Annotated in this window: 19 protein-coding genes; 10 read left to right on the forward strand and 9 right to left on the reverse strand. The window is 67.2% G+C overall.

Going from position 1 to position 23,241, the window contains the following annotated elements:
• Nucleotides 1–11 precede the first annotated feature (11 nt).
• Complete coding sequence (locus tag JFC09_RS03355; protein WP_198392530.1) at nt 12–1,466, forward strand: MFS transporter; 1,455 nt, start codon at nt 12–14, stop codon at nt 1,464–1,466.
• A 288-nt stretch (nt 1,467–1,754) separates the two neighbouring features.
• Here the strand turns inward: JFC09_RS03355 and JFC09_RS03360 are convergent, their stop codons facing one another.
• The 6 genes from JFC09_RS03360 to JFC09_RS03385 all read right to left on the reverse strand — a co-directional run bounded on the left by JFC09_RS03360 (nt 1,755) and on the right by JFC09_RS03385 (nt 7,459).
• The gene (locus JFC09_RS03360) at nt 1,755–2,678 is read right to left on the reverse strand and encodes an endonuclease/exonuclease/phosphatase family protein (protein ID WP_198392531.1); all 924 of its coding nucleotides are present in this window, start codon (nt 2,676–2,678) and stop codon (nt 1,755–1,757) included.
• A gap of 54 nt (nt 2,679–2,732) precedes the next feature.
• Nucleotides 2,733–3,452: an HAD family hydrolase gene (locus tag JFC09_RS03365; RefSeq protein WP_198392532.1), complete on the reverse strand. Its 720-nt coding sequence runs from the start codon at nt 3,450–3,452 to the stop codon at nt 2,733–2,735.
• Nucleotides 3,443–4,537 carry an ABC transporter ATP-binding protein gene (locus JFC09_RS03370; protein ID WP_198392533.1) on the reverse strand — a complete coding sequence of 365 codons (1,095 nt, stop codon included), beginning with the start codon at nt 4,535–4,537 and terminating at the stop codon, nt 3,443–3,445. The genes JFC09_RS03365 and JFC09_RS03370 overlap by 10 nt, the downstream gene beginning before the upstream one ends.
• Entirely contained in the window at nt 4,534–5,394 is an 861-nt protein-coding gene (locus tag JFC09_RS03375) for an ABC transporter permease (protein ID WP_198392534.1), read from the reverse strand. The genes JFC09_RS03370 and JFC09_RS03375 overlap by 4 nt, the downstream gene beginning before the upstream one ends.
• Nucleotides 5,391–6,158, reverse strand: coding sequence for an ABC transporter permease (locus JFC09_RS03380; RefSeq protein WP_198392535.1), 768 nt, complete (start codon nt 6,156–6,158; stop codon nt 5,391–5,393). The genes JFC09_RS03375 and JFC09_RS03380 overlap by 4 nt, the downstream gene beginning before the upstream one ends.
• A gap of 161 nt (nt 6,159–6,319) precedes the next feature.
• A complete protein-coding gene (locus JFC09_RS03385) occupies nt 6,320–7,459 on the reverse strand; it encodes an ABC transporter substrate-binding protein (RefSeq protein WP_198392536.1) in 1,140 nt (379 codons plus the stop codon).
• A gap of 340 nt (nt 7,460–7,799) precedes the next feature.
• Here JFC09_RS03385 and JFC09_RS03390 point away from each other — a divergent pair, with 340 nt between their 5' ends.
• On the forward strand, nt 7,800–8,555 hold the full coding sequence (locus JFC09_RS03390; protein ID WP_198392537.1) for a GntR family transcriptional regulator: 756 nt from the start codon (nt 7,800–7,802) through the stop codon (nt 8,553–8,555).
• A gap of 1 nt (nt 8,556) precedes the next feature.
• Here the strand turns inward: JFC09_RS03390 and JFC09_RS03395 are convergent, their stop codons facing one another.
• A complete protein-coding gene (locus tag JFC09_RS03395) occupies nt 8,557–10,044 on the reverse strand; it encodes a helix-turn-helix transcriptional regulator (RefSeq protein WP_198392538.1) in 1,488 nt (495 codons plus the stop codon).
• 189 nt (nt 10,045–10,233) lie between these two features.
• Here JFC09_RS03395 and aceA point away from each other — a divergent pair, with 189 nt between their 5' ends.
• The 3 genes from aceA (at nt 10,234) to JFC09_RS03410 (ending at nt 14,670) form a co-directional block, all read left to right on the forward strand.
• On the forward strand, nt 10,234–11,520 hold the full coding sequence (gene aceA / locus JFC09_RS03400; protein WP_198392539.1) for an isocitrate lyase: 1,287 nt from the start codon (nt 10,234–10,236) through the stop codon (nt 11,518–11,520).
• A gap of 455 nt (nt 11,521–11,975) precedes the next feature.
• Nucleotides 11,976–13,727 carry a malate synthase gene (locus JFC09_RS03405; protein ID WP_198392540.1) on the forward strand — a complete coding sequence of 584 codons (1,752 nt, stop codon included), beginning with the start codon at nt 11,976–11,978 and terminating at the stop codon, nt 13,725–13,727.
• 190 nt (nt 13,728–13,917) lie between these two features.
• Nucleotides 13,918–14,670 (forward strand): IclR family transcriptional regulator, encoded by a 753-nt coding sequence (locus JFC09_RS03410; protein WP_198392541.1) that lies wholly within the window; start codon nt 13,918–13,920, stop codon nt 14,668–14,670.
• A 32-nt stretch (nt 14,671–14,702) separates the two neighbouring features.
• On the opposite strand, the gene JFC09_RS03415 is transcribed toward JFC09_RS03410, so the two are convergent.
• On the reverse strand, nt 14,703–15,560 hold the full coding sequence (locus JFC09_RS03415; protein ID WP_198392542.1) for a methylenetetrahydrofolate reductase: 858 nt from the start codon (nt 15,558–15,560) through the stop codon (nt 14,703–14,705).
• A 186-nt stretch (nt 15,561–15,746) separates the two neighbouring features.
• Between JFC09_RS03415 and JFC09_RS03420 the strand changes: the two genes are divergently transcribed.
• The 3 genes from JFC09_RS03420 to JFC09_RS03430 all read left to right on the forward strand — a co-directional run bounded on the left by JFC09_RS03420 (nt 15,747) and on the right by JFC09_RS03430 (nt 19,384).
• On the forward strand, nt 15,747–17,051 hold the full coding sequence (locus JFC09_RS03420; RefSeq protein ID WP_198392543.1) for a glycine cleavage T C-terminal barrel domain-containing protein: 1,305 nt from the start codon (nt 15,747–15,749) through the stop codon (nt 17,049–17,051).
• 228 nt (nt 17,052–17,279) lie between these two features.
• Nucleotides 17,280–17,759 (forward strand): cupin domain-containing protein, encoded by a 480-nt coding sequence (locus JFC09_RS03425; protein WP_198392544.1) that lies wholly within the window; start codon nt 17,280–17,282, stop codon nt 17,757–17,759.
• Nucleotides 17,760–18,319: 560 nt separating this feature from the next.
• Nucleotides 18,320–19,384, forward strand: a complete 1,065-nt coding sequence (locus JFC09_RS03430; RefSeq protein ID WP_198392545.1) for a hypothetical protein — start codon at nt 18,320–18,322, stop codon at nt 19,382–19,384.
• Between the two features lie 302 nt (nt 19,385–19,686).
• On the opposite strand, the gene JFC09_RS03435 is transcribed toward JFC09_RS03430, so the two are convergent.
• Nucleotides 19,687–21,246 (reverse strand): acetolactate synthase large subunit, encoded by a 1,560-nt coding sequence (locus JFC09_RS03435; RefSeq protein WP_198392546.1) that lies wholly within the window; start codon nt 21,244–21,246, stop codon nt 19,687–19,689.
• Nucleotides 21,247–21,781: 535 nt separating this feature from the next.
• Here JFC09_RS03435 and JFC09_RS03440 point away from each other — a divergent pair.
• Both JFC09_RS03440 and JFC09_RS03445 read left to right on the forward strand, forming a co-directional pair.
• Complete coding sequence (locus JFC09_RS03440) at nt 21,782–22,066, forward strand: hypothetical protein (RefSeq protein ID WP_198392547.1); 285 nt, start codon at nt 21,782–21,784, stop codon at nt 22,064–22,066.
• Nucleotides 22,067–22,166: 100 nt separating this feature from the next.
• Nucleotides 22,167–23,234 carry an inositol monophosphatase family protein gene (locus JFC09_RS03445; protein ID WP_198392548.1) on the forward strand — a complete coding sequence of 356 codons (1,068 nt, stop codon included), beginning with the start codon at nt 22,167–22,169 and terminating at the stop codon, nt 23,232–23,234.
• Nucleotides 23,235–23,241 lie beyond the last annotated feature (7 nt).

Here is a 23,241-nt window from a genome sequence, read left to right on the forward strand (position 1 = left end):
AGGACACACTCATGACCACTTCCGCGCAGACCGCGGTCACGCCGGCCCCGGCACCGGGGGACCTCGACCGCATCGCGAGGCGACGTCAGCGGAAGTCGTTCTTCGCGAGCATCGTCGGTCAGCTGCTCGAGTGGTACGAGTGGAGCGCCTACGCCGTCTTCGCCCCGTTCATCGCGCTCGCCCTGTTCAACCCCGATGATGCGGTGTCGGGGCTGCTCGCGACGTTCGGCGTGTTCGCGATCGGGTTCCTCTTCCGTCCGCTGGGCGGCATCGTGTTCGGCCGCATCGCAGACCGCCGCGGCCGCCGCTTCGTGCTCGTCACCACGATGCTCATGATGGCCACCGCGTCCGTTGCGATCGGGTTGCTGCCCACGTTCGGGTCGATCGGCATCGCCGCGTCACTGCTCCTGCTGCTGGCGCGCATCGTCCAGGGGTTCGCACACGGCGGCGAGTCCGCGACCGCGAACTCGTACATCGCGGAGATCGCTCCCGCGAACAAGCGGGGGCTCTGGGGCTCCGCGGTGTTCATGACGATCTTCGGCGGGGCTTTCCTCGCCTTCGTGCTGGGCGGTGTCATCACTGGCGCGCTGACCGAGGTCCAGGTCCAGGACTGGGGCTGGCGCATCCCGTTCCTGCTGGGCGCGGTGCTCGCCGTCGTCGCCCTGTGGCTGCGCGTCGGGATGGTCGAATCCCAGGTCTTCCAGGAGGGCGATGCGGATGACACCGCCGCTGTTCCGGAGGCTGTCGACGGGCCGGCGGCGTCCGCTGGTTCTACTGCTGGGACCCCCGCCGCCGATGTCGTATCCCCGGTGGGCGTACGCCTCCCCGGCCGTGACGGGCTGGGAGCGGAGGCTTACCCCCCGGAGACGCTCAAGCCGCTCAGCCCGACGCTGTCGATCGTGCTGATCTTCTTCCTGGTGTCCGGTGTTGCCGCGAGCAACTACACGTGGACCTCCTACGTGTCGACCTACGCGCAGACACAGGAGGGGATGAACCCGAACGGCGCGTACTGGGCGCTCGTCGCCGCGCTGGTCGTGGGACTTGCATCGCTGCCCTTCTGGGGATGGGTGTCCGACAAGGTGGGCCGCAAGCCCGTGCTCTACGTCTTCACCCTGGGCATCATCGCGACCGTGTTCCCCCTCATGGGCTTCATCGACGACCGGCCGTGGACGCTCTTCGTGTCGACGTCGATCGCGCTGTTCCTCCTGTCGGCCGGCGCCGGTCTGCTGGCGGCCGTCATGGCGGAGACGTTCCCCACGTCCAGCCGCACCGCGAAGATCGGGTTCGCCTACTCCCTGGCGACAGCAGTGTTCGGCGGTACGACGCCCTACGTGAATGAGCTCGCCGTGAGCCAGGGCGTCCCGTGGGCGTCGAACCTCTTCATCGCGTTCGCCGCGGCTCTGGCCCTGTGGGCCGTGTGGCGCCTGCCCGAGCGCAAGGGCATCGACCTCACGATCGTGCGCTGACAGCGGGCGGGGGCGGTGGCGGCGAGTTGGCCGTGGCGAGGGGGCTCGCCGCGCGCCGTCGTCCGCGACGACCCGGGACGACCCGCCAAGTCCGCGGTGCCCGTCACCACCTGCGGCGCCCGTCAGGTCCGCGGACCCGTCACCACGCGCCACCCGCCAGGTCCGCGGACCCGTCACCATCCTCCGCCACACACCGCTGCCTGGTTCGAGACACCGTGCAATTCCATGGTGTCTCGAACCAGACAGCGGTGCTTCGTCAGTTGCGGGTGGCGAGTGGTACTGAAACGGTCAGTCTGTGGGCGGGAAGGCGAACGTCGTCTCCACGAGCTGATGGTCGGATGGGAACCTGTTGCCGCGGTGATCGGGGATGAGGGAACAGGGCCCCTCTACATCGACGAATCCGGGCTCTGTCAATGCCTCCGCCGTGCACCCGCGCATGACGCTGTCTCTCACGTCGAGTCCGCGGGAGAAGATGAAATCAATCCGGTCGCGGGGTTCCGCGTCGTCGGTCCGGCCGGGTTCCGGCTTCTCCGCGTGCCCCACATGGGTGAGAGGCTCGATCGGCGACCACGTGTCGGCTGGGCTGACGTTCGGGTCAGGGTGGATCGCCCGGAATGTGTCGACGAAGCCGGCGTCGAGGAGGGCATCAGTCGCCCGCCATCGGATGTCAGGTCGGTCGGAACGGGCCTCCCAGTCCGCAGATGACGGGGTGTTGAAGTCGCCGCACACCACGACAGGGAGATCGTCGTGCTTGTGTTCGACGCGTATGCGGTCGGTTTCGGCAAGGATCTCTTCGATCTGCTGGAGCCGCGGAGCCTCTTCCTCGTCCGCGACGTCCTGCCCTTCACCGTTCAGAGCGCGGTAAGGACCATATGGGTACGGCGCCAGGTGGACCGACCAAATGAGGACAGGACCGCAACCCGGCACGGGTTCCGCGAGCGCTGCCTGGGCGTAGGGCAACGTACTCGTCCGCAGCGGCGTGAGCGGTGACGCGCTGATCACCGCAGTGTCCCACCCATGCTGCGCGTTCGACTGGCCGAGCTTCGCGGAGAGGTTCTCCGCCGCGGTGCCCCAGCATTCCTGGAGTGCCAGCACATCGGCCGGATATTGTGCGGCGATCGCGTACTGCTTCTCCTGCCCGTAGTCCACCTCTCTGCCGCCATACCAGACGTTCCACGTCTGCAGGTTGAATGTCTTCTGCTGTCGGTCCACGGTGACTCCCCGTTCTCTAGTCAGTCGTCGTCATGCTTGTCAGGCTCTCAGGGCCTAGGAGTCCCACGGTCCGCATACCCTCAGCTGCGCGCTGTCGTCTCCCGACTCCTTGCTCTCGAGGGAATACTCCAGATCGGCCAGCGTCCGCAGATTCTTATGTGAGGGAAGTGCCGCCCCGGCGTGCGCGTTCACGCCGATCACGGTGCAACCTGCGGCCCTTCCGGCGGACGCACCAGGTGTTGAATCCTCGAACACGACGACGTCGTGTGGGTCGAGGCCCAGCCGCGACGCGGCAAGGAGATACGCGTCCGGTGCAGGCTTCCCGTGGTCGACGTCGTCGATCGTCACGATCGTGTCGAAGAGGTTCAGCAGCCCGACCCGTTTCAGCAGTCCTCGTACATCATGGCGACGCCCGTTGCTCGCCACCCCGATCGGGATCCCCCCGGACAGCGCGCGAACGACGTCGACGGAGCCTGGCATGGGCGCGGCGAGACCCTCGAGCGCTTCGCTGTAGGCGGCATCCACTTCAGCAACTGTGGGCGGCCCCGAGCGCGAACCGGTTGAGTCGAGCGCGAGTTCGATCTGCGCCCTAGCGAGTGCCGTGACGGCTTCAGCCGCTGTCATCCCTCGCAGCGACTCCGCAGTGATCCCTTCAGCGTCGTGCATCCCCATGGCAGTCAGGTAGTGCTCCATGAGCGCGATCCATGGCTGCTCCGAGTCGACGAGCACACCATCGCAGTCGAATATGACCCCGGCGAAGGATCTCACGTCCATCGTCCACCTGCTTCGGTGCGCGACAGCCGCATGGAGGGTTCGTCGGTCACGAGGGCTCGCACGCGGGACCCCGCTGGAATACTCGCGGCGTCCGCGGATGACAGTGACGCCGCCCATTCGGTCTCGTCATCGCCCGGCCGTCCCAGCCACACCATCGTTCGTTCACCGGTGTACGTCTGTCGTTTCACTTCCAGACGGCCTTCGTCGGACGGTTCGACAGAGAGATTCTCAGGCCGAATGAAGACGATGTCCTCTCCGTGGTCATCGACGGGCAGTGGATGCTGGAAGCTCCAGTCACTGGGAACAGCGAATTCGTTGATGGTGCCGACGAAACGCGCGACGAAGGGTGTTGCCGGGCGCGTGTAGATCTCATCCGGGCGCGCGTATTGCTCGATTCCGCCCGCATTCATGACGGCGACCCGGTCCGCTATCGCCAGGGCTTCTCCCTGGTCGTGAGTGATGAAGACGGTGGTCGTGCCCAGCGCCTGCTGGACGCGGCGGATCTCATCGCGGAGTGTCGAGCGAACTGCGGCGTCGAGTGCTGATAGGGGCTCGTCCAGGAGGAGGACCTTGGGACGTGTCGCGAGAGCACGGGCCAAGGCGACCCGTTGCTGTTGGCCACCTGACAGCTGATGTGGGTAGCGGCTTCCCATCCCGGCGAGCCCACACACCTCCAGCAGCTCTTCGGTGCGCGACTGTCGTGCGGATCTGTCGACGCGTCGGATGCGGAGTCCATATTCGATGTTGTCGCTTACATCGAGGTTGGGGAAGAGGCTGTAGCTCTGGAACACCATCCCCATGTCGCGCTTGTTGGGCGGCAGGCCCATCACTGAGCGGCCGCCGACGAGGACGTCACCGCTGTCGATCGGTTCGAAGCCTGCGAGGATTCGAAGAGTCGTTGTCTTCCCGCAGCCCGATGGACCCAGAAGGCTCACCATCGACCCGGCTTCGATGTCCATGGAAAGGTCGGTGAGCACTTTGGTGGGCCCGTACGACTTATGGATATGTGAGAAGTGGACGGACATCGGCTCATGGCCGGTCGCCGATTGCGGTGCTGAAGTCGATTGTGGAGTATGCGTGCTCATCGGATTGATCCTTCCTTCCGAGAGGCGGCCGACGTCTTCCTGCCGAAGCGCGATGCACTGACAGTGGCAGAGGCCAGAAGCAGCCATGTGGTGAGGTTGAGAAGCACGGACAGCGTGATCGATCCGCGGAAGTTCGTGCTGGAGAGCGTGTTCAGATACACGGGCAGCATGTTGATCGACAGTGTTGCGGCGACCGTGTACTCCGCGATGGACAGCGCGAATGTGTAGAACGCTGAGAACATGACCGATCCGGCGATGTTGGGTACGACTACGCGTCGCAGCGTCGTGAAGGTGCTCGCTCCCAAGACCGCGGAGGACTCGTAGAGCGTGCGAAGAGGCAGGGTCGAGAGTCCCGCGTCGATCGAGCGGTAGGTGAACGGCAGGCAGAGAACCGCGTATGTGCCCACGAGGACAAGGGGGAGGTCCTGCGATTGGAGAGTCATGCTGATCTGCATGCCCAGACTGCCCCGTCCCTGTGAAGCGAGCTCACGGAGTACGGCAGACAGGCCCGCCACGATCGCGATCGCAGGAATCACCAGTGGAAGGGTGCACAAGATGCTGAGGACCGGCCGAAGCCGTGGTGCCCACAGATGGACTGCCACGACGGCTGGCACGAGTGAACCGACGAGGACGACGACCGTGAGCGCAGCGACGATGAGGCTGCGTGTCAGAGGAGCGACGATGGCGCCCGAGTCGGCGAGCCCCGTGAGCCCGGATGTCGTGAAACTGCCGTCGGAGCGGAAGAACGAATACGCGAGCGAACTGAGCTGTGGGGTGACGATGAAGATCGCGAGCGCGACGATCGGCAACCACGCGAGGACGCGCGTGACGGTGTCTGTGCGGGATGTGAACGTCATGATTCCAACCACCGAGCCGTACGGCGCGTGAGTGCGTTGAAGGCGATGAGGACGATCACCGCGACCACACCGGTCGTCACGCCCAGAGCCATTGCTACTCCTTCGCCTCCGGTCGCGGCGGAGCCGGCCAGCTGACCGGCGATCTCGAGAGGGATGAGCGGAAGCGCGCCGGTTCCGATGAGTACCGCTGCGGACGCGTGTGTGCCGAAGGCAGAACCGAACATGAGGATCCAGGCTCCCAGAAGGGCAGGCATGATGACCGGAAAACCGACGCGGCGCCAGAACGTGAAGGTCGTTCCTCCCAGTGAGGTGTTCGCTTCGCGCCACTGCTGGCGGAGCGCGGTGAAGCTGGGCAGGGTCAACAGAATCATCGTCGGGATGAGGAAGTACTGGTACATCAAGATGAGGCCCTTCGTGCTGTACAGCGTGAAGGACGGGTCGACCGCGGTGATGAGTGCGATGAAGTACCCGGTGTTGCCCACTGCGACGACGAATGCGAAGGCGAGAGGGACTCCTCCGTCGTTCGCGAGAACACTGGAGATGACCGCCGTGACAGCATCCACGGTCTTCGACTTGATGGTCGATATCGCCCAGGCGCAGATTCCGCCGAAGACAGCGGCGACAGTGGCAGAAGCGGACGACAGGAAGAGGCTGTTCTGCAGTGCAAGAGAGCGGGAGCCCGATCCGAGTGCCGCGAAGTTGTCCCACCCGAACGCAGTGGACCCTCTTGCCTCACCTGGCACCGCGAGCGACGTGATCGTCATGCCGACTACCGGGATTGCGAAGAAGAGGGTGAGAACAATGGCGAGTGGGGTGAGCGCCGCCCAGGCCGGCGAGGGCGTGCGCCCTCGCCGGCTGCGATCAGCGGGACCTGTTGGCAGCGCAGGTGTACCGGGAGTCGGGGCCACCGGGTGGCCGACCGCGGTCATCCGACCGCCTTGGCCCAGTTCTCGGCGAGGACTGCCTGCTGGGACTCGCGCTGTTCCTGAGTGGGCTGCGGAACGTCGTCTGTCGCTTCCTCAGGGAGGGCGGAGAGGGCTTCTTCGTCGACTGTGCCTGCCTCGATCATGGCATCGAGACGACCCGGCTGGACGTAACCGGCAAGAAGGATGTTCTGTCCTTCGTCGCTGAAGACGAACTCCTGCCAGAGGCGCGCGACGGCCGGATGCGGGGCGTCGTCATTCACGGAGGCGGCGTAGAAGGACGAGACGGTGCCATCGGAGGGAACGTTCGTCTCGAGTTCGACCCCGCCGTCGGCGAGGTCGTCCGCCCACTGAAGGAGCAGGTAGTCCCAGTTCACGACGATGGGCGTTTCACCGGTCTCCACAGTGCCTGCATCGGCCTCTGCAGGGACCAGGTTTCCACTGTCAGACAGCTCTGCGAAGTAGTCGACGCCGGGCGAGATGTCGTCGAGCGAGCCTCCGTTCGCCAGCGACGCCGCGAAGACTGCCATGAAGGGCGTTTCACCGGTCGTGGGGTTGCCTGTGAGCGCGACCTTCCCGTGGTACTCCTCCTCGAGGAGGTCCTCGAAGGATTCCGGGCATGTGTCGATCGTGGTTGTGTCGCAACCGATGGCCATGGTGCCGCCCAGGTGGTTGTACCAGGTGCCGGTCTCCGCCTTCATCTCTGCGGGCAGGTCGTCAGCTGTCTCCGGGTAGTACTCGGCGAGGAGACCCTCTGCATCCGCGTCGACGGCGAACGACTCGCCGGTGTCGAGGTAGTCGAGTGAGGTCTCCTGCCCTTGCCGGTTCTTCACTGCGTTGATGAGGTCCTGGCTCGCGCCGGTCGACGTGTCGTTCTCCACCGCGATGCCGTACTTGTCGGAGAAGGTCTCGAGCAGGACTCCGTAGTTCGCCCAATCCTCGTAGAGGCCCATCACATTGAGCGTGCCTTCGGCCTGTGCCGCTTCGATGAGCGCATCCATGCCACCGCCCTCTTCCGCGGACGTGGCGGCCCGCCAATGGGCGGACTCGTCGGATTCTGCGCTTCCGCCTCCGCAGGCGGATACCGCCGCGAATGCTCCGATGGTGAGGGCCGCGGTCAGCGCCCGTGTGTGCTTCAACATGATTCTGTACGCCTTTCAGTGTGCGCCCCGCACAGCAGTTTGCGCGGCAGCGTGTGGAAGTCGAACCATCTTCACCATAGGGCCGAAAAAGCTCTCTGCCAAGAAAAGTAACTAGTGAGGTTATGGATATTCACTACAGTTCACTAGTGAACATGTCTAGCAGAGGGGCGTGAGGGAACGCTACGGTGAACTTCAGATGAGAGCGCGGTGAGTAGGGATAGCGTTAGATCATCGAAGGGGGCGTCGTCGGTGCTGTGAGCACGTGAAGTGCCTGGTCTGCACCGCAGGAAGGACGAGGGTGATGGGGAACGGAACGGACGGGCGGGGGGCGTCTGCGTCAGTGGCGCGCTACGAGAGAATTGCGGATCAGGTCCGGAACGAGATCAGGAATGGCGAGCTGAAGGTCGGAGACTTCCTGGCTTCAGAGGCTTCGCTTGCGAAATCGTTCGAAGTGTCGCCGGGCACGGTTCGTGAAGCGCTCCGCCTGCTTGTCTCGGACGGAACGCTGAGCGGTAGGCGCGGTGCACGGAAGACAGTTCTTCGCATCCCGCGTCCCGCGTCCACGCAGGAGGAATTCCGCAGCTTCGCGCAGTGGGCGACTGCCCACGGCCGTCAGCCCGGTGGTCGTGTCGTCGAACAGCAGTGGCAGATCGCGGGGGAAGAGACGGGCAGCGCGATCAAGGTCGATCCGCGTAGTCGTGTTCTGCGTGTTCTGCGTGTTCGCAGCTTGGACGGAGAGCGAGTGATGGTGGAGCGGACCAGCTATCCGGAACGACTGGGGATTCTCGTCGAGTCCATGCCCCCGGACCTGGAGTCGGTCACGCGGGAACTCGCCGATGTCCATGACATCGTGTTCGCAGGTGCTGATCATGTCTTTTCCGCAACGGTCTGCGGGCAGCAGGATGCTGCTCTTCTGGGTGTGGCTCGCGGGCGGCCTCTGCTGCGGCATCTCCGGGTGAGCCGCAGCGCCGCTGGTGAACCCCTTGAAGTGTCGGAAGACCGGTATCTGGCGAACATCTTGTCCGTCGCGGTCTCGAACGGCCGAAACGTGAATGCCATCGGCTGGTTGTCCGCAGGCGAATCTGGCTGGCTCTGACTCACTCCTCGTCGGAGGAGTGCCTCTCGAGGAACGTGTAGACCTCGGTCGTGTCGACGCCGGGGAAGACTCCGGGCGGCACGGCTGCCAGCAGGGACGCGTGCGTGCGTGCCGAGGGCCAGCTGGCGCCCTCCCACTTCTGTGCGAGGTCGTCCGGTGCCTGCCGGCAGCACGCGGGGTCCGGGCAGTGGGAGGCCGACCGCTTCGTCGTCTCGCGCCCTTCGAACCACCCCACGTGTGCGAAGGGAACGCCCACGCTCACGGAGAAGTCGCCGCCCGGCAGCACGCGGGCGGTGCACCAGTAGGTCCCGTTGGGGGTGTCCGTGTACTGGAAGTACGGGCTGAACCTGTCTGCGACGCGGTGCACGGTGCGCGAGGTGAATCTCTTGCAGGCGTATTGCCCCTCGATCGCACCCAGCGGATCCGTGGGGAACGGGAGCCCGTCGTTCGAGTAGGCCTTGTGCACCGTTCCAGAAGAATGCACTTTCATGAAGTGCACGGGCAGCCCCAGGTGGGCCGTCGCAAGGTTCGTGAATCGGTGCGCCGCCGTCTCATACGAGACTCCGAACACGTCCCGCAGCCCCTCAACGGAAATCTCGCGATTCTTCTTCGCGCGCTGGAGCAACGGGGCCGCCTCTGATTCGGGCAGCATGAGCGCCGCCGCGAGGTAGTTCGCCTCGACCCGCTGGGTGAGGAACTCCTCGTAGTCCGCAGGCGCGGAATGACCCAGGATGTGGGAGGCCAGGGCGGTGAGGAGGTGGGACCGCGGGTCGTGTCCCGTCACGTCGTCGTGCGACAGGTACAGGCGCTTGTTCTTCGTGTCCGCGACCGCACGGGTGGTTGACGGCAGGTCGGATACGTAGTGGAGCGAGTACCCCAGATGGTCAGCGATCCCGGCGGTCTGGCGCTGCGACAGGGGGCCGCCGTCGTAGCCGATCCGTGTGAGCACGTCACGCGCGACCTTCTCCAGCTCCGGGAAGTGGTTGCCCTGCGTGCGCATCTGCTCGCGCAGGGTCCGGTTGACGCGCCTGGCTTCCTCGGGGGTCGCGGCGCGGCGCCGCACCATCGTCGTGAGCTGGCGCTGCAGGCCTGCGATCGCTTCGAGCGCGTCCTGCGGCAGCGACTTCACCTTGACGTGGGGCAGGTGCAGCGAGGTGTAGAGGGGCGACATCTGGTTCCGCTCGACCTCGAGTTCGAGGGCCTGGCGAGCGTCCACCGGCGACGGATCCAGCAGGTCATCCGTTGTGACGCCCAGCGCGGTCGCGAGGTCGCGCAGCTGTCCCAGTGCGGGCTCCCGCTTCCCGTTCTCCAGGACGGAGATCTGCGAGGGTGCGCGACCGATGCGCTCACCCAGTTCGCCCAGCGTGAGGCCGGCCTCCGTCCGGAAGTGGCGGATGCGCCGTCCGATGCTCAGGGCGTCCGCGGTGGGCTGTCCGCGGGCCTCGTCGGAATCCTCTGTCGCCCGTCGCACGCGAGTCGTGATCACCATGTCACCACTCTGACAGATCGGAGCCATTTTGTGAAAGAAGCGCAAATCTTCACTCCTGCAGAAAAGTGGCGAAACTTCATCGCAAAAAGTCTCCCCTCGGCCGTTGCGCTCCGGAAGACTGGATGTCACAACGCAGCACGGACCGCCACACGAAGATGCAGCGGTGAACCCCTGAAGGAGAGACACACGATGACGCAGAAGGACATCCACGACGCACAGGCCATCCAGCGCGACTGGGCGACCAACCCCCGCTGGGCAGGCGTCGCTCGCGACTACACCGCCGAGGACGTCGTCAAGCTCCGTGGTTCCCTCATCGAGGAGCACACGCTGGCCCGCCACGGCGCGGACCGCCTGTGGGACCTCCTCCACTCCGAGGACTTCGTCAACTCGCTGGGCGCCCTCACCGGCAACCAGGCCGTGCAGCAGGTGAAGGCCGGCCTCAAGGCGATCTACCTCTCCGGCTGGCAGGTCGCGGCGGATGCGAACCTCGCGGGTCAGACGTACCCGGACCAGTCGATCTACCCGGCGAACTCCGTGCCGGCCGTCGTCCGTCGCATCAACAACGCCCTCATGCGTGCCGACCAGATCGAGCGCTCCGAAGGCGATCTCAAGGTCGAGGACTGGCTGGCACCGATCGTCGCGGATGCGGAGGCGGGCTTCGGCGGCACCGCCAACGTCTACGAGCTGATGCGCGGCATGATCAACGCCGGTGCGGCGGGCGTGCACTTCGAGGACCAGCTGGGTTCGGAGAAGAAGTGCGGCCACCTGGGCGGCAAGGTGCTCGTCCCCACGTCGCAGCACATCCGCACGCTCAACGCGGCACGCCTCGCGGCAGACGTCGAGAACGTCAACACGCTCGTCATCGCTCGGACGGACGCCGAGGCCGCGACCCTCATGACCTCGGACATCGACCCGCGCGACCAGAAGTACGTCACCGGTGAGCGCACCGCAGAGGGCTTCTACAAGATCACGAACGGCATCGAGCCCTGCATCGACCGTGCGCTGGCGTTCGCGCCGTACTCGGATCTGCTGTGGATGGAGACGTCCACGCCGGACCTCGAGGTCGCGAAGCAGTTCGCGGAGGCCGTCCACGCGGAGTACCCGGACCAGATGCTCGCCTACAACTGCTCGCCGTCGTTCAACTGGAAGAAGCACCTGGACGATGCGACGATCGCGAAGTTCCAGCGCGAGCTGGGTGCGATGGGCTTCAAGTTCCAGTTCATCACGCTGGCCGGCTTCCACTCCCTCAACTACTCGATGTTCGATCTGGCCCACGGCTACGCCCGCGAGCAGATGAAGGCGTACGTCGAGCTGCAGGAGAAGGAGTTCGCCGCCGAGGACCGCGGCTACACCGCGACTCGCCACCAGCGCGAGGTCGGCACCGGATACTTCGACCTCGTCTCGACCGCCGTCAACCCCGAATCCTCGACCACTGCGCTCAAGGATTCCACCGAAGCCGCTCAGTTCAGCAACTGAGCCCGCAGCCGAGGTCCCGGCCACCACGCCGCTGGATCTCACCTACCTGATCACGTCGGCTGAGCCGGCCGACGGTATCGGGGAACGCGGATCGGCCGTTCCGGTGCAGGGTTTCTGGGGTTTCCCTGCACCGGGGCGGCCGATTTCATCTCCCGCTCCACCTTCGCCGACGCACCCCGCCGACGCACCCCGCCGACGCACCCCGCCGACGCACCCCGCCGACGCACCCCGCCGACGCACCCCGCCGACGCACCCCGCCGACGCACCCCGCCGACGCACCTCTCATCGGCCCGCCGGTCCCACCGGACCAGCCCGTTCGGCCCACCCTCCCGTTCGGCCCACCCGCCGCCCCGGGCCCACCCGCCCCCGCCGGTCCCACCGGGCCCGCAGACACCCCCGCACCGCTCACCACTTTCCCGTCCTACGACACGCACACGACACGCTCAGGAGCTTCCATGTCCTCCCACTCGGCCTCCTCCCTGCAGGAGTTGCACCCGTCCCCGTCCGCTCGGACCGCCGGCGGCCGCATGGTCGTCACCGGTCCCATGGAGCCCACGTTCGACACCGTCCTCACCCATGACGCGCTCGACTTCCTCGCCGCGCTGCACACGGAGTTCCTCACGGAGCGCCGCACGCTGCTCACGCAGCGCGGCCCGCGCAATGACGCGATCGCCCGGGGCGACCTGCCCGCTCACCGTGAGGACACCCGCCACATCCGTGAGGACTCGTCCTGGCGGGCGATCGGCCACGACGGCGCGCCGGGCCTGTCCCGCCGCCGCGTCGAGATCACGGGCGCACCCGACGGTCGCACCGCGGTGAACGCGCTCAACTCCGACGCCGATTCGTGGCTGGCGGACTTCGAGGACGCCATGTCGCCCACGTGGTCCAACGTGGTGCTCGGCCAGGTGAACCTGCGTGCGGCGGTGCGGAACCGCCTCAAGCACGTGACGCGGGTGGGCAAGTACTACGAGCAGCGGTCCAGCCGCCGCAGCACGGCCGCCCAGCCCACGATCGTGGTCCGCCCGCGCGGGATCCACATGCCGGAGGCGCACCTGCGGTACGTGGACCGGAACGGTGCGGAGACCCAGGCGTCGGCGTCGCTCGTGGACTTCGGTCTGTACTTCTTCCACAACGTCGAGGAGCTGGTGGCTCGCGGCAGCGGCATCTACTTCTGCGTCCCGAAGGTGGAGAGCGCCGCGGAGGCGCGCTGGTGGAACCGCCTGTTCGTCCGCGCGCAGGAGCTCATGGGGATCGACCCGGGCACGCTGCGGGCGACGGTACTCATCGAGTCGTTGGGCGCGGCGATCGAGATGGAGGAGATCGTCTGGGAGCTGCGCGACCACTGCGCCGGCCTGCACGCGGGCCGCTGGGACTTCATCTTCTCGATGACGAAGGCGTTCCGGCACGATTCGTCGTTCCTCCTGCCCGACCGCAAGGAGATCACGATGGAGCTGCCGTTCCTCACGCACTACGCGCAGCGCATCATCGATGTGAGCCACCGCCGTGGCATCCATGCGCTGGGAGGCATGGCGACGGCGTTCCCGGACCGCGAGGACCCGGAGCTCACCGCCGCGGCCCAGCAGGGTGTGCGCGATGACAAGGAGCGCGAGGCCGCACAGGGCTTCGACGGCACCTGGGTGGCCCACCCGACGCTCATCCCGGTCGCCCGCGAGGCGTTCGAGGAGGTGCTGGGCGAGGCCGACCACCAGATCGACCGCATCCCGCAGACGGGCGGTTCGGGGGAGAACGGGCGCATCACGTCCGCGGATCTCCTGTCGCGCGAGGGGCTTCCCACCCCGGAGGACCTGCGCGAGCACGTGAGCGAGGAGGGCGTGCGGACGAACATCCGCGCCTGCATCGCCTACCTCAACGCCTGGCTGTCCGGGAAGGGCGCGCTCAAGGTGGACCACCTCGTCGAGGACGTGTCCAGCGTGGAGATCTCCCGCGCCCAGATCTGGCAGTGGATCCGCCGCGGCGTGAAGATGGACAACGGCCGCGTGCTCACCACCGCCCTGGTGGACCGCTACGTCGCGGAGGAGCTCGCGATCACCTCCCGCAACCCGCTCGACCACTTCTGCGATTCCGCGGAGCTGCTGCGGTGGGGTGCGCTGGGCGACGAGCTGCCCGACTCCTTCACCGTCGAGGCCTACCAGCGGTTCATGATCGACCGGGCGACGAAGAAGGCTCCCTTCCCCTTCGCCGCGTGAGGGGCTGAGCGGCACCCCCGCCGCCGAGGTGCCGGTCCGGTCGAGCCAGCACCCCGTCACCCAGGTGCCGTTCCCGTCGAGCAGCACACCACCGCCGAGGTGCCGGTCCCGTCCCCCGGGGGCCGGCACCTCGGTAGTATGTGGGCCACACCATGTGGGGGACGGCACCCCAGTTCGCAGAAGGAGGCCGATGAGTCAGGGCACGCAGTCGATCGACCGGGCGGCGACGCTCCTGTCGTTCGTCATCAACGCCCCGCAGCCGGTGTCCTTCACGGAGGTCGTCGACCACTCCGGGATGGCGCGCTCGACGGTCTCCCGTCTGCTCGCCTCCCTCCACGACAACGCGCTGCTCGAACGGATGGCGGACGGCCGCTACCGTGGCGGGTCCCTCTTCGCGGCCTATGCCGCACGGTTCGACAGGACCGAGGCCCTGTCTGCGGCTGCCGCTCCGACGCTCGAGCGGATCGGGGAGAAGACGGGGGAGACCGTGAACCTGGGCCTGCCGAGCGGGGACCGCGTCGTCCACGCCGCCCAGGTCGATTCGCGGTACGTGCTGGGGGCAGCGAACTGGGTCGACATCGATGTGCCCACCCACTGCTCGGCGCTCGGCAAGGTGCTGTGTGCCTTCGGGCCCCTCGCACTGCCCGCAGGATCACTCACGCGATGCTCGGACGGCGTCATTCTCTCGGAGCAGACGCTCGCGGAGGAGGCGGACCTCATCCGCAACCGCGGCTACGCGATCACCCACGGCGACTTCGAGCTGGGGCTGGACGCGGTCGCAGCGCCCGTGCGAGGGGAGGGCGGCGCGGTGCTCGCCGCGATCGGCATCTCCGGTCCCGCCGTGCGGCTCACCCCGCACATCGAGGAGTTCGGCAGGATGCTGGTGAGTGAGGCGACCCTGCTGTCCCGCGGGCTGGCGCGGCTCCCCGCCCAGGCCGGCTGACTTCTCGCCTGTCTGCTCGGGTGGGCTGTGGCTCACCCGAGCGCGCCGCAGAGCCACGCCTCCGTCTTCTCGATCTCGTTGAACGTGTACACGTGGAGGCCCGTCACCTGCGACACCGGATCCTCCAGCGATTCCTGCATCCGCACGAGGAGCTTCTGCGTGTCGTAGCCGCCGGGGGTGAGGAGGCGGGCGATCGTCCCCACTTTGCCCTTGAGGAAGCGCAGCGACTGACCCACCCCGATGCGTGCGCTCACCCGTGCCAGCCGCGCGGCGTCGACGCGTCCCGGCACCCCTAGCCACAGCGGAAGTGCGGTGCCGCGTCCGCGCACGTCCCCGATCCAGGCGCTCATGGTGTCCGGGTCGAAGCAGAGGTTGCTCACCATCTCCGTCGCGAAGGGGACCTTGGCGGTGAGGGCGCGGACGACCTCGGCGTCGGGGATCGTGGGGTGCGATTCCGGATAGGCGGCGACGCCGACGGTGCGGAACGGATGGTCCAGCTGCGCGAGGTCCTCCAGGAGCTGGAGCGAGGACGAGTACGCACCCGGACAGGGGGTGGCATCACCGCCGGGGACGAACAGCGCATCCACCCCCGCCTCCGACAGGCGCGCGACGATGTCCTCGAGGTGCGCGCGCCCGGCCACCATGCGGGCGGCGAGGTGCGGGACCGTCCGGCGACCGTCGGCGCGCAGATCGCAGGCGACGTCGAGCGTGCGCTCGAGCCCCAGACTCTCCGACGCGGTGACCGTGACGGTGCGGTGTCGAGGGGCATGGGTGCGCACCGCATCGGTGATGGACGGAGTGGGGAGCACCTCCAGCCGGGCAGTGCGGACGAGGTCGGCCAGGCTCGAGGACGTGCCGGACGCGGATCTCGTGCTGTCGTCGGTCGTCATCGTCGGGCCCTTTCGCCGGGTACTCCATTGTCCCCTCTGCCGGACTCGCCCTGTCCATGCGGAAAACCCGTGGTGTTCCATGCAGGAATCGTCCCTTGTTGTCGGTATGGTGCGAATCTTACAATGGAGACCCGGGATGCAGGATAGGAGTTCCGGAGGGCAGAACTCAGAGATGAGGAGAAAGCCATGAACTTCAACGTTCCGTCCATCGATCAGAGAGACCGCCTGGTCCCCATCAACCTCCGCCAGTCCGGACCCACTCCGGTGGAGATGCTCATCGACACCCGCGTCCGCAAGTCACCGTACTGGGCCCTGTCCATGCAGCAGGGATGCTGGCGGGCGTCGGTCTACAACCGCATGTACCACCCCCGCGGATACGTCCGCCCCGAAGCCGGCGGGATGATGGTCGAGTACGACTCGCTCGTCAACGACGTGACCCTGTGGAACGTCGCTGTCGAACGGCAGATCCGAGTGAAGGGGCCGGACGCGGAAGCCTTCGTCGACCGGGTCATCACCCGTGACGCGACGAAGATCCCCGTCATGAGGGCCCGCTACGTCATCCTCTGCAACGAGGCGGGCGGGATCCTCAACGACCCCGTGCTGCTGCGGGTCGCAGACGACGAATTCTGGTTCAGCCTGTCGGACTCCGACCTCATGCTCTGGCTCCAGGGAGTGAACGTGGGGTGGCGCTTCGACGTCGACATCGCGGAGATCGACGTGTCGCCCGTGCAGATCCAGGGTCCCAAGTCGATCGACCTCATGATCGACCTCGTGGGACCGGACGTCGCGGACGTCTCCAGCTACGGGCTCATGAGCACGACGATCCGCGGCTGCGCGGTCGTCATCTCGCAGACGGGGTTCTCCGGGGAGAAGGGGTACGAGATCTACCTCAAGGACTCCACCCTGCACGCGGAGACCCTGTGGAACGCGATCCTCGAGGTGGGGGCCGCACACAACCTGCGGGTCGTCGCCCCTGCGCACCACCGCCGGATCGCGGCGGGGATCCTGTCGTGGGGCCAGGACATGGATGCGGAGACCCTGCCGTTCCAAGTGAACCTCGGCTACCAGGTGCCGCGGAAGAAGGAGGGCGAGTACATCGGGAAGGCCGCGCTGGAAGCCGCGCGCAATGCACTCGAGGACGGCAGGCCGCCGTATGCGATGCAGCTCGTGGGCATGAAGCTGGGCGGACGACCCGTCGACGACTACGCGCCGGACTTCTGGCTCATCAGCGAGCAGCAGCACGGGGAGCCGGTCGGGTACGTCACCTCGCCCTGGTACTCACCGGAGCTCGGGGCCAACATCGCGATGGGCTACGTGCCGCTGCGGGACACCGCGCTCGGCACCGAACTCTGGGTGTGGCTGCCGGACGACTACGCGGACGCACCCGGCACACCCGTCGCCGCCGAGGTCGTCGAGATGCCGTTCCGTCCCTCCGCCAACCCGAACCAACGGGAGAGGCTGCGCACGAGGGGCCTGGACGCCGCCGTGTGACCCGCGGTCTCGCACCCGCCGGACCGCAGCCGCGGAACGGCCTGGACGCCGCCGTCTGACCTGTGGGTTCGGTGCGCCGCCGCGGTGCGGGAACGGTGGGTGAGGATATGCAGACCTCCCTGTCGACGACGGGGACGGGCGACTAGGCTGGGGTGTACGAGACTGTCGTCCGTGCTTCAGCGATCACCCGCGGAGCCCCGACGCATCGACAGGGAGGATGAGCGCGCAATGGACATGATCGACAACGGACCCAACCCGAACGCCTTCAACATCGAAACGGCGACCGTGGAGAACTCCCACTACCGCACCGTCGTGTGGACGGGGCGGTACATGCAGGTGACGCTCATGTCGATCCCGGTGGGCGAATCCGTCGGCCTGGAGGTGCACGACGAGAACGACCAGTTCCTCCGGATCGAAGCCGGTGAGGGTCGGTGCGTCATGGGCCCCGCTGCGGACCAGCTGAACTTCCAGCAGGATGTGTCCGACGACTGGTCGATCCAGGTGCCGGCCGGTGTCTGGCACGACGTCATCAACACGGGCACGGAGCCGCTGCGTCTGTACTCCATCTACTCGCCGGTCCACCACGCGCAGGGCCGTGTGCACCCGACGGCCGACGACGCGGAGCGGGACGAGGAGTCCGGCGAGGACGAACCGCCGGCATGGACAGGCCACGAACTGCCGAAGTGGACGGTGGGCCCCGTCCGCTGACACTCGGCGGACACGGCTTCGTCCGTTGAGACTCGGCGGACAGGGCCCCGTCCGTTGAGACTCGGCGGACAGGACCCCGTCCGTTGAGACTCCGGACCGCCTTTCGGCTCATCGGCCTCATGCTGCAGTGACTCACAGTCCTTGACTCACAGGGCTGTGGCACACAGAGCTTGACTGCCAGAGCTGGGTGCGACGCACTGCGACGCACGATGCGTGTCGCACCCAGCTCTGTGACTTCCTCTTCCATGCGTCGCCGACCCATCATCGAGTGAGTCCGATTCGGCCTCAATGCGTCGACAACGGGGCCGAATCACACTCACTCGATCGTGCGAGATCCTCGCGCGAGTGAAAGCTGTGCGATCTTGTCCCTCTGAGTCCTCGCGTGTCGGTGGGGAACGCCGTCCTTCCGTGCTGTGGCCCGCAACTCCGCGAAGTCCCATTCCACGCCCGACGTTCAGGTGTGCTGACGAGAGGTCACAGACGCTACTGGCGACGACCCGAGAATCCACAGCGATCAGCAGTCACCGCCAGGGGGCGTCCTGTCGGCGCAGACTGTCGCCATGACTCACCAGCGGAAGCCCCGAAACCGGCGCCGCCCGTCGACCTACCAGGACCATTCCGACAGCGAGCCTCTCGTGTCGCGCTCCCCAGAATTACCCGCATACACGCGGAAGGGGGTCGCACGGTCCGAGGTCCCCCTCGTCTTCAGCCTGGATGAGGCCGAAGCTGCCGGCTTCACACGAGCGCGGGCGCTTGCGGGGGACAACCTCCTGTCTCCTCTTTACGGCGTGCGGATGTCCACGGGTTTGAGAGGGACGGTGGAGCATCCGGGCTGGGCCGAATCCGACTGGTTCGCCTCGCGATCACGTTTGGCTGCGGTGCAGGCGCGTCGCCCCGATGCGGTCGGCTCGCACGCGACAGCGGCGGAATTGCTCGGGATCCCCCTGCCTGCGCGGTTCCGGGGAGAGCGCATGCCCATCCATGTCGTCAGCGCTCGTACGAGCGCGGTGCAGATCGGAGGTGTCGTCGGCCATCGTGGTGCGCTTACGGAACCTCCTGTGCAGGTCGGTGGGGTGGCGGTCACCGGCTACTGCCAGACGCTGATGCAGCTTGCGGCGCTCCTCACGGAGCGTGATCTCATCGCCGCGGTCGAAAGCGTGATCGGCCCGTGGCGCGGATCGCCGGTCAGCCTCGACCAGCTCGACCAGCACCTGAAGGCATGTCCGGGCCGACGCGGGGCGAGGAAGTTTCGCAGCACACTGCAACGAGCGCGCCCCGGTGTCGGCTCGCCGAAGGAGACAGAGCTGCGGCTCGACCTGGTGGAGTGGGGCTTTCCTGAACCGTCCGTAGGCGCTCAGGTGTGGATCGAGGACCTCCAGCGGTACCTCGTCCCCGATCTCCTCTACGAGGACATCCGGACTGCGATCGAATACGAAGGCACGCACCACGGTACGCATCGACCGCAGATGGACATGGACATCGAACGAGCGGTCGCATTCCGATCCGCAGGGTGGTTCGTCGAACGTGTGACGAAGACCAGCGCGCTCGCGGGACTCATCAGTGTCCTGGTCGAGAGGTTCGCGGCGCACCGAGCGGAAACCCTTCGCTTTCCGCGCCCGTACTGACGGACGCGCGTGCGGGTTGATTGGTCGGTGCATGGGTGCCGACCGGTATGGAGGCCGGCGAGACGCGACGCGGCATCCTCACGAGGAGCATGACTGCGAGTGAGTGCGATTCGGCCACGAAACGGGCGATTCGGGGCCGAATCGCACTCACTCGACGTTGGGTGGCAACGCTCGTGCGGACGTGAGGTCGAGTCGCCCTGCGAGTGAGTGGTAATCGGCCTGTCGGGAGTGGTTTGTGGCCGAATCGCACTCACTCGGTGGTCGGTCCCCACCCGCGCTTGGTCGGGTCGGGAGCGGCTGGCTTACAGCACGACTTCGATGAGAGCCGGTCCGTCGGCCGCGAGTGCGCGGTCGTAGGCGGCGCCAAGCTCCTCCATTGTCTCTGCACGTTCCGCCGGAACCCCGAACCCGCGCGAGAGCGACACCCAGTCGATCGTGGGGCGGTCGATGTCGAGCAGCTTCGCGGCGGTCTCGCCCACCACGTCGACGCCCACGTTCGACATCTCGTTCCGCAGGATCTGGTACTTGCGGTTGGCGAGCACGAGGGTGACGACGTCGACTCCCTCGCGTGCCTGCGTCCAGAGGGTCTGCGGCATGTACATGCCGGACCCGTCGGATTCGAAGGTGACGACCTTGCGATCGGGGCAGGCGATCGCGGCGCCCGTGGCGACGGGAAGCGCCCAGCCGATCGACCCGCCCGTCACGTTGATCCAGTCGTGCGGCCGCGCACCGGTGGTCGCCTTGTTGAAGTTCCACCCGGTCGTGATCGACTCGTCGACGACGATCGCGTTCTCAGGGATCGCCTCCGCGATGAAGACTCCGAGCTTCTCCGCTGTGATCGTCCCGGTGGGACGCTGCGGCAGCGACAGGTCCGCGAGCGCCGCGGACGCGCCCTTGGCACGCACGGCCTCTGGGAGGGCGTCGAAGACGGCGTTCAGCGGGATGTCCGCCCGCGGAGTCTCCGGAGCGAGGTCGACGAACCGTGTGCCCGGCAGATACAGGGTGCTGCGCTTCGTGGGGTACGCGAAGAACGCGACGGGAGGTTCCGCGCCGACGAGCACGATCGTGTCGAACTGCGCGAACAGCTCCTGCGCCGCATCGACCGCGTACGGCACCTTCGTCGCGACGAAGCGTCCCGCGCCTCGCGTCACCCGCGGCGAGAACGTCGATGTGAGGACCGAGGCGCCGGTCGCCGCGGCGATGCGGCCGGCGGCTTCGAGGGCGTCCTCCCGCGGCGTGCGTCCGCCCATGAGGATCGCGCCGCGGGTGCCCGCGTCCGCGAGGGCCCGGGCTGCGGCCTCGGCGGCGAGTTCGTCGACCACGGGCAGTGGCGACGGCTGCGCGGTGGGCGGGGAGACGGCGGCCGGCAGCTCGTTCCACGCGGCGTCCGCCGGGAGGACGAGCGAGGCGACCTGGCCACGACGGGCGACCGTCACGGCGTCCGCCACATCGTGCGCGAGCGCGTGCTCGTCGACCGAGGTGCGCACCCAGTGGGAGAACGGGCGGGCCGTGCCCTCGATGTCGCTGGTGAGCGGCGCATCAAGATCGCGGTGGTAGCTTGCGTGATCGCCGATCACGTTGACGACGGGCGAGTGGGCACGCAGCGCGTTGTGCAGGTTCGACAGTCCGTTGGCGAGCCCCGGACCCAGGTGCAGGAGCGTGGCGGCTGGCTGGTCGGACATCCGGGCGTAGCCGTCGGCGGCACCCGTGACCGCGCCCTCGAACAGGCCGAGCACGCCGCGCACGGCGGGAGTCTCGTCCAGAGCTGCGACGAAGTGCATCTCCGAGGTCCCGGGGTTGGCGAAGCACGTGGTGACGCCGTTGTGCTCGAGTGAGGCGAGGAGAGAGTCTGCACCGTTCACGGTGACTCCTTTCGACGTGGTGTGCGGACCGCGCGTGGGGGTCCGGGCTCCCGTGCGTCGGTGCAGGGGAGCATGTGGTGGATCCGTGGCCCATCGTCCCACATGGAGGGGAGTCGCAGCGGGATCCCGTCACCCGACCGCGCGGACGGGGCATGCCTCGGAGTGCGGGTGGCCCGAGGGCCGAGAACGGGAGGGCGCGGCCGCTGCGGCGGCACAGTATACGTAAAGCTTCGCGAAAGTGTTCGCAGACGGCCGTGAACGTCACGACCACGTAACAGATTTGGACTATTTCGCCCGGTCTCCCGGGACTGCGCGAAGTCGACTGGACGCACGTATTACGATGGCTGTAGAAGCCGCTTCGGCGAGAATCGAAGCAACCGCTTCTCGGCTGGTCGACCACCAGGACCGACGCACTACCGGCAAGCCCCGACGGCAGGCCACCACGAGGTCGATTCACATGGCGAGAAGGACTCGCACTCTCAGCGCAGAGCAGAAGTCAATGCTGACTGCGGTCCGGAGGATCGCGCGGCAACGCTTGAAGATCAACAGCACGTACGTCACCGCGGTCGTCGAAGCTCGCGAGAGCGGAGTGACCTACGCATCCATCGCGGAGGCCGTTGGCACCTCTTCGCAGGCAGTCCAAGAGATCGTACGTCGACACAACAACGCCCTCCAGCGTGAGCAGCAGGCGAAGCCCGAGCAGTCCAACGGTGCTCCGGCCGGCGCCATCGCGGCGGCTGTCGGCGAAGAGGAGCAGAGCTCCGCGGGCGGCAGCGTCGCGGGAGGCGGAGGGCCCGCCCCCTCATCGCCCGGCCTGTAAGGCACGGGCACCGCAGCACATCGGGGAAGAGCGCCGGCCCCCACCCCGGGGGCCGGCGCATCGTCGTGTGCGCAAAGGCCGCGTGTGCGACGATGAGAGCGTGAACCACCTCTTCCAGGACCCACTCCTCGATGCGGCTCGCGAGGCCGCTGTCATCGCGTCGCATCGGATGGTCGCGTGGGCTGACGCGCTCAGTGCGACCTCGATCGGGTCGAAGGACGGTCGGAACGACCTCGTGACGGCCGCAGATGCGGAGATCGAGGCGCTGGTGCTCCACCGTCTGCTCCTCCGGCGCCCTCAGGACACCGTCGTCGGTGAAGAAGGAGCCGCAGCGCGCTCGCTGTCGGACCACCCGGACGGGGCGGCGCTGGAGGACATCCTGTCCCGATCGGCCGCAACCGCGGACGCGCCTGCGGCCGCGGCTGCCGTGCCGGAGCTGGAGGGCACCTTCGAGTGGCACGTCGACCCGATCGACGGCACCGTGAACTTCGTGCGCGGTATCGAGCACTTCTGCTTCTCCGTGGGAGTCCGCGAGCAGGCGGCAGACGCTGCATCACCGGACGACGGCTGGGTCGCGGGGCTCGTGGCCGCACCGCTGCTGGACCGCGTCTGGTTCGCACGCAGCGGGTCGGCGTGGAGCGCGTCATTGGCGGCGCTCACGGACCCGCACACACCGCTCCGCGAGCTCACAGGCGAGTCCGCGGCGACGACGGGTCGGGTCGTGGCAACGGGGTTCGGCTATGCGCAGGGGCGGCGCGATCAGCAGCTCGTGGCGCTCGCGAGCGTCATGGAGCAGTTCGATGACATCCGACGCTGCGGTTCAGCCGCTATCGATCTGTGCATGGCGGCGGAGGGGCGTGTGAACGCCTACTACGAACGAGGCCTGGGGGTCTACGACTTCGCGGGAGGCGCCTACATCGCGGAGTGCGCAGGACGGTTCGTCCACCGGCGTGCGGACGCGTTCCTGCGCGACGACACGGGTGCGACGATCGCGGTGACTGAGGACTCGCCGGCCGCCACGCCTTCGCCCGCCGCTGCGTCCTCATCAGCTGCCGCGGCCTCGCCGGCCGCTGTGCCCTCCCCGACTGCCGCGGCCTCGCCAGCACCAGAGCTCACGGTCGTCGCGGACACCCGGGAGCGCTTCGAGTTCCTCCTCGCCCACGGGTGATCTGACA

The organism is Brevibacterium yomogidense (assembly GCF_016107685.1).
GTDB lineage: Bacteria > Actinomycetota > Actinomycetes > Actinomycetales > Brevibacteriaceae > Brevibacterium > Brevibacterium yomogidense.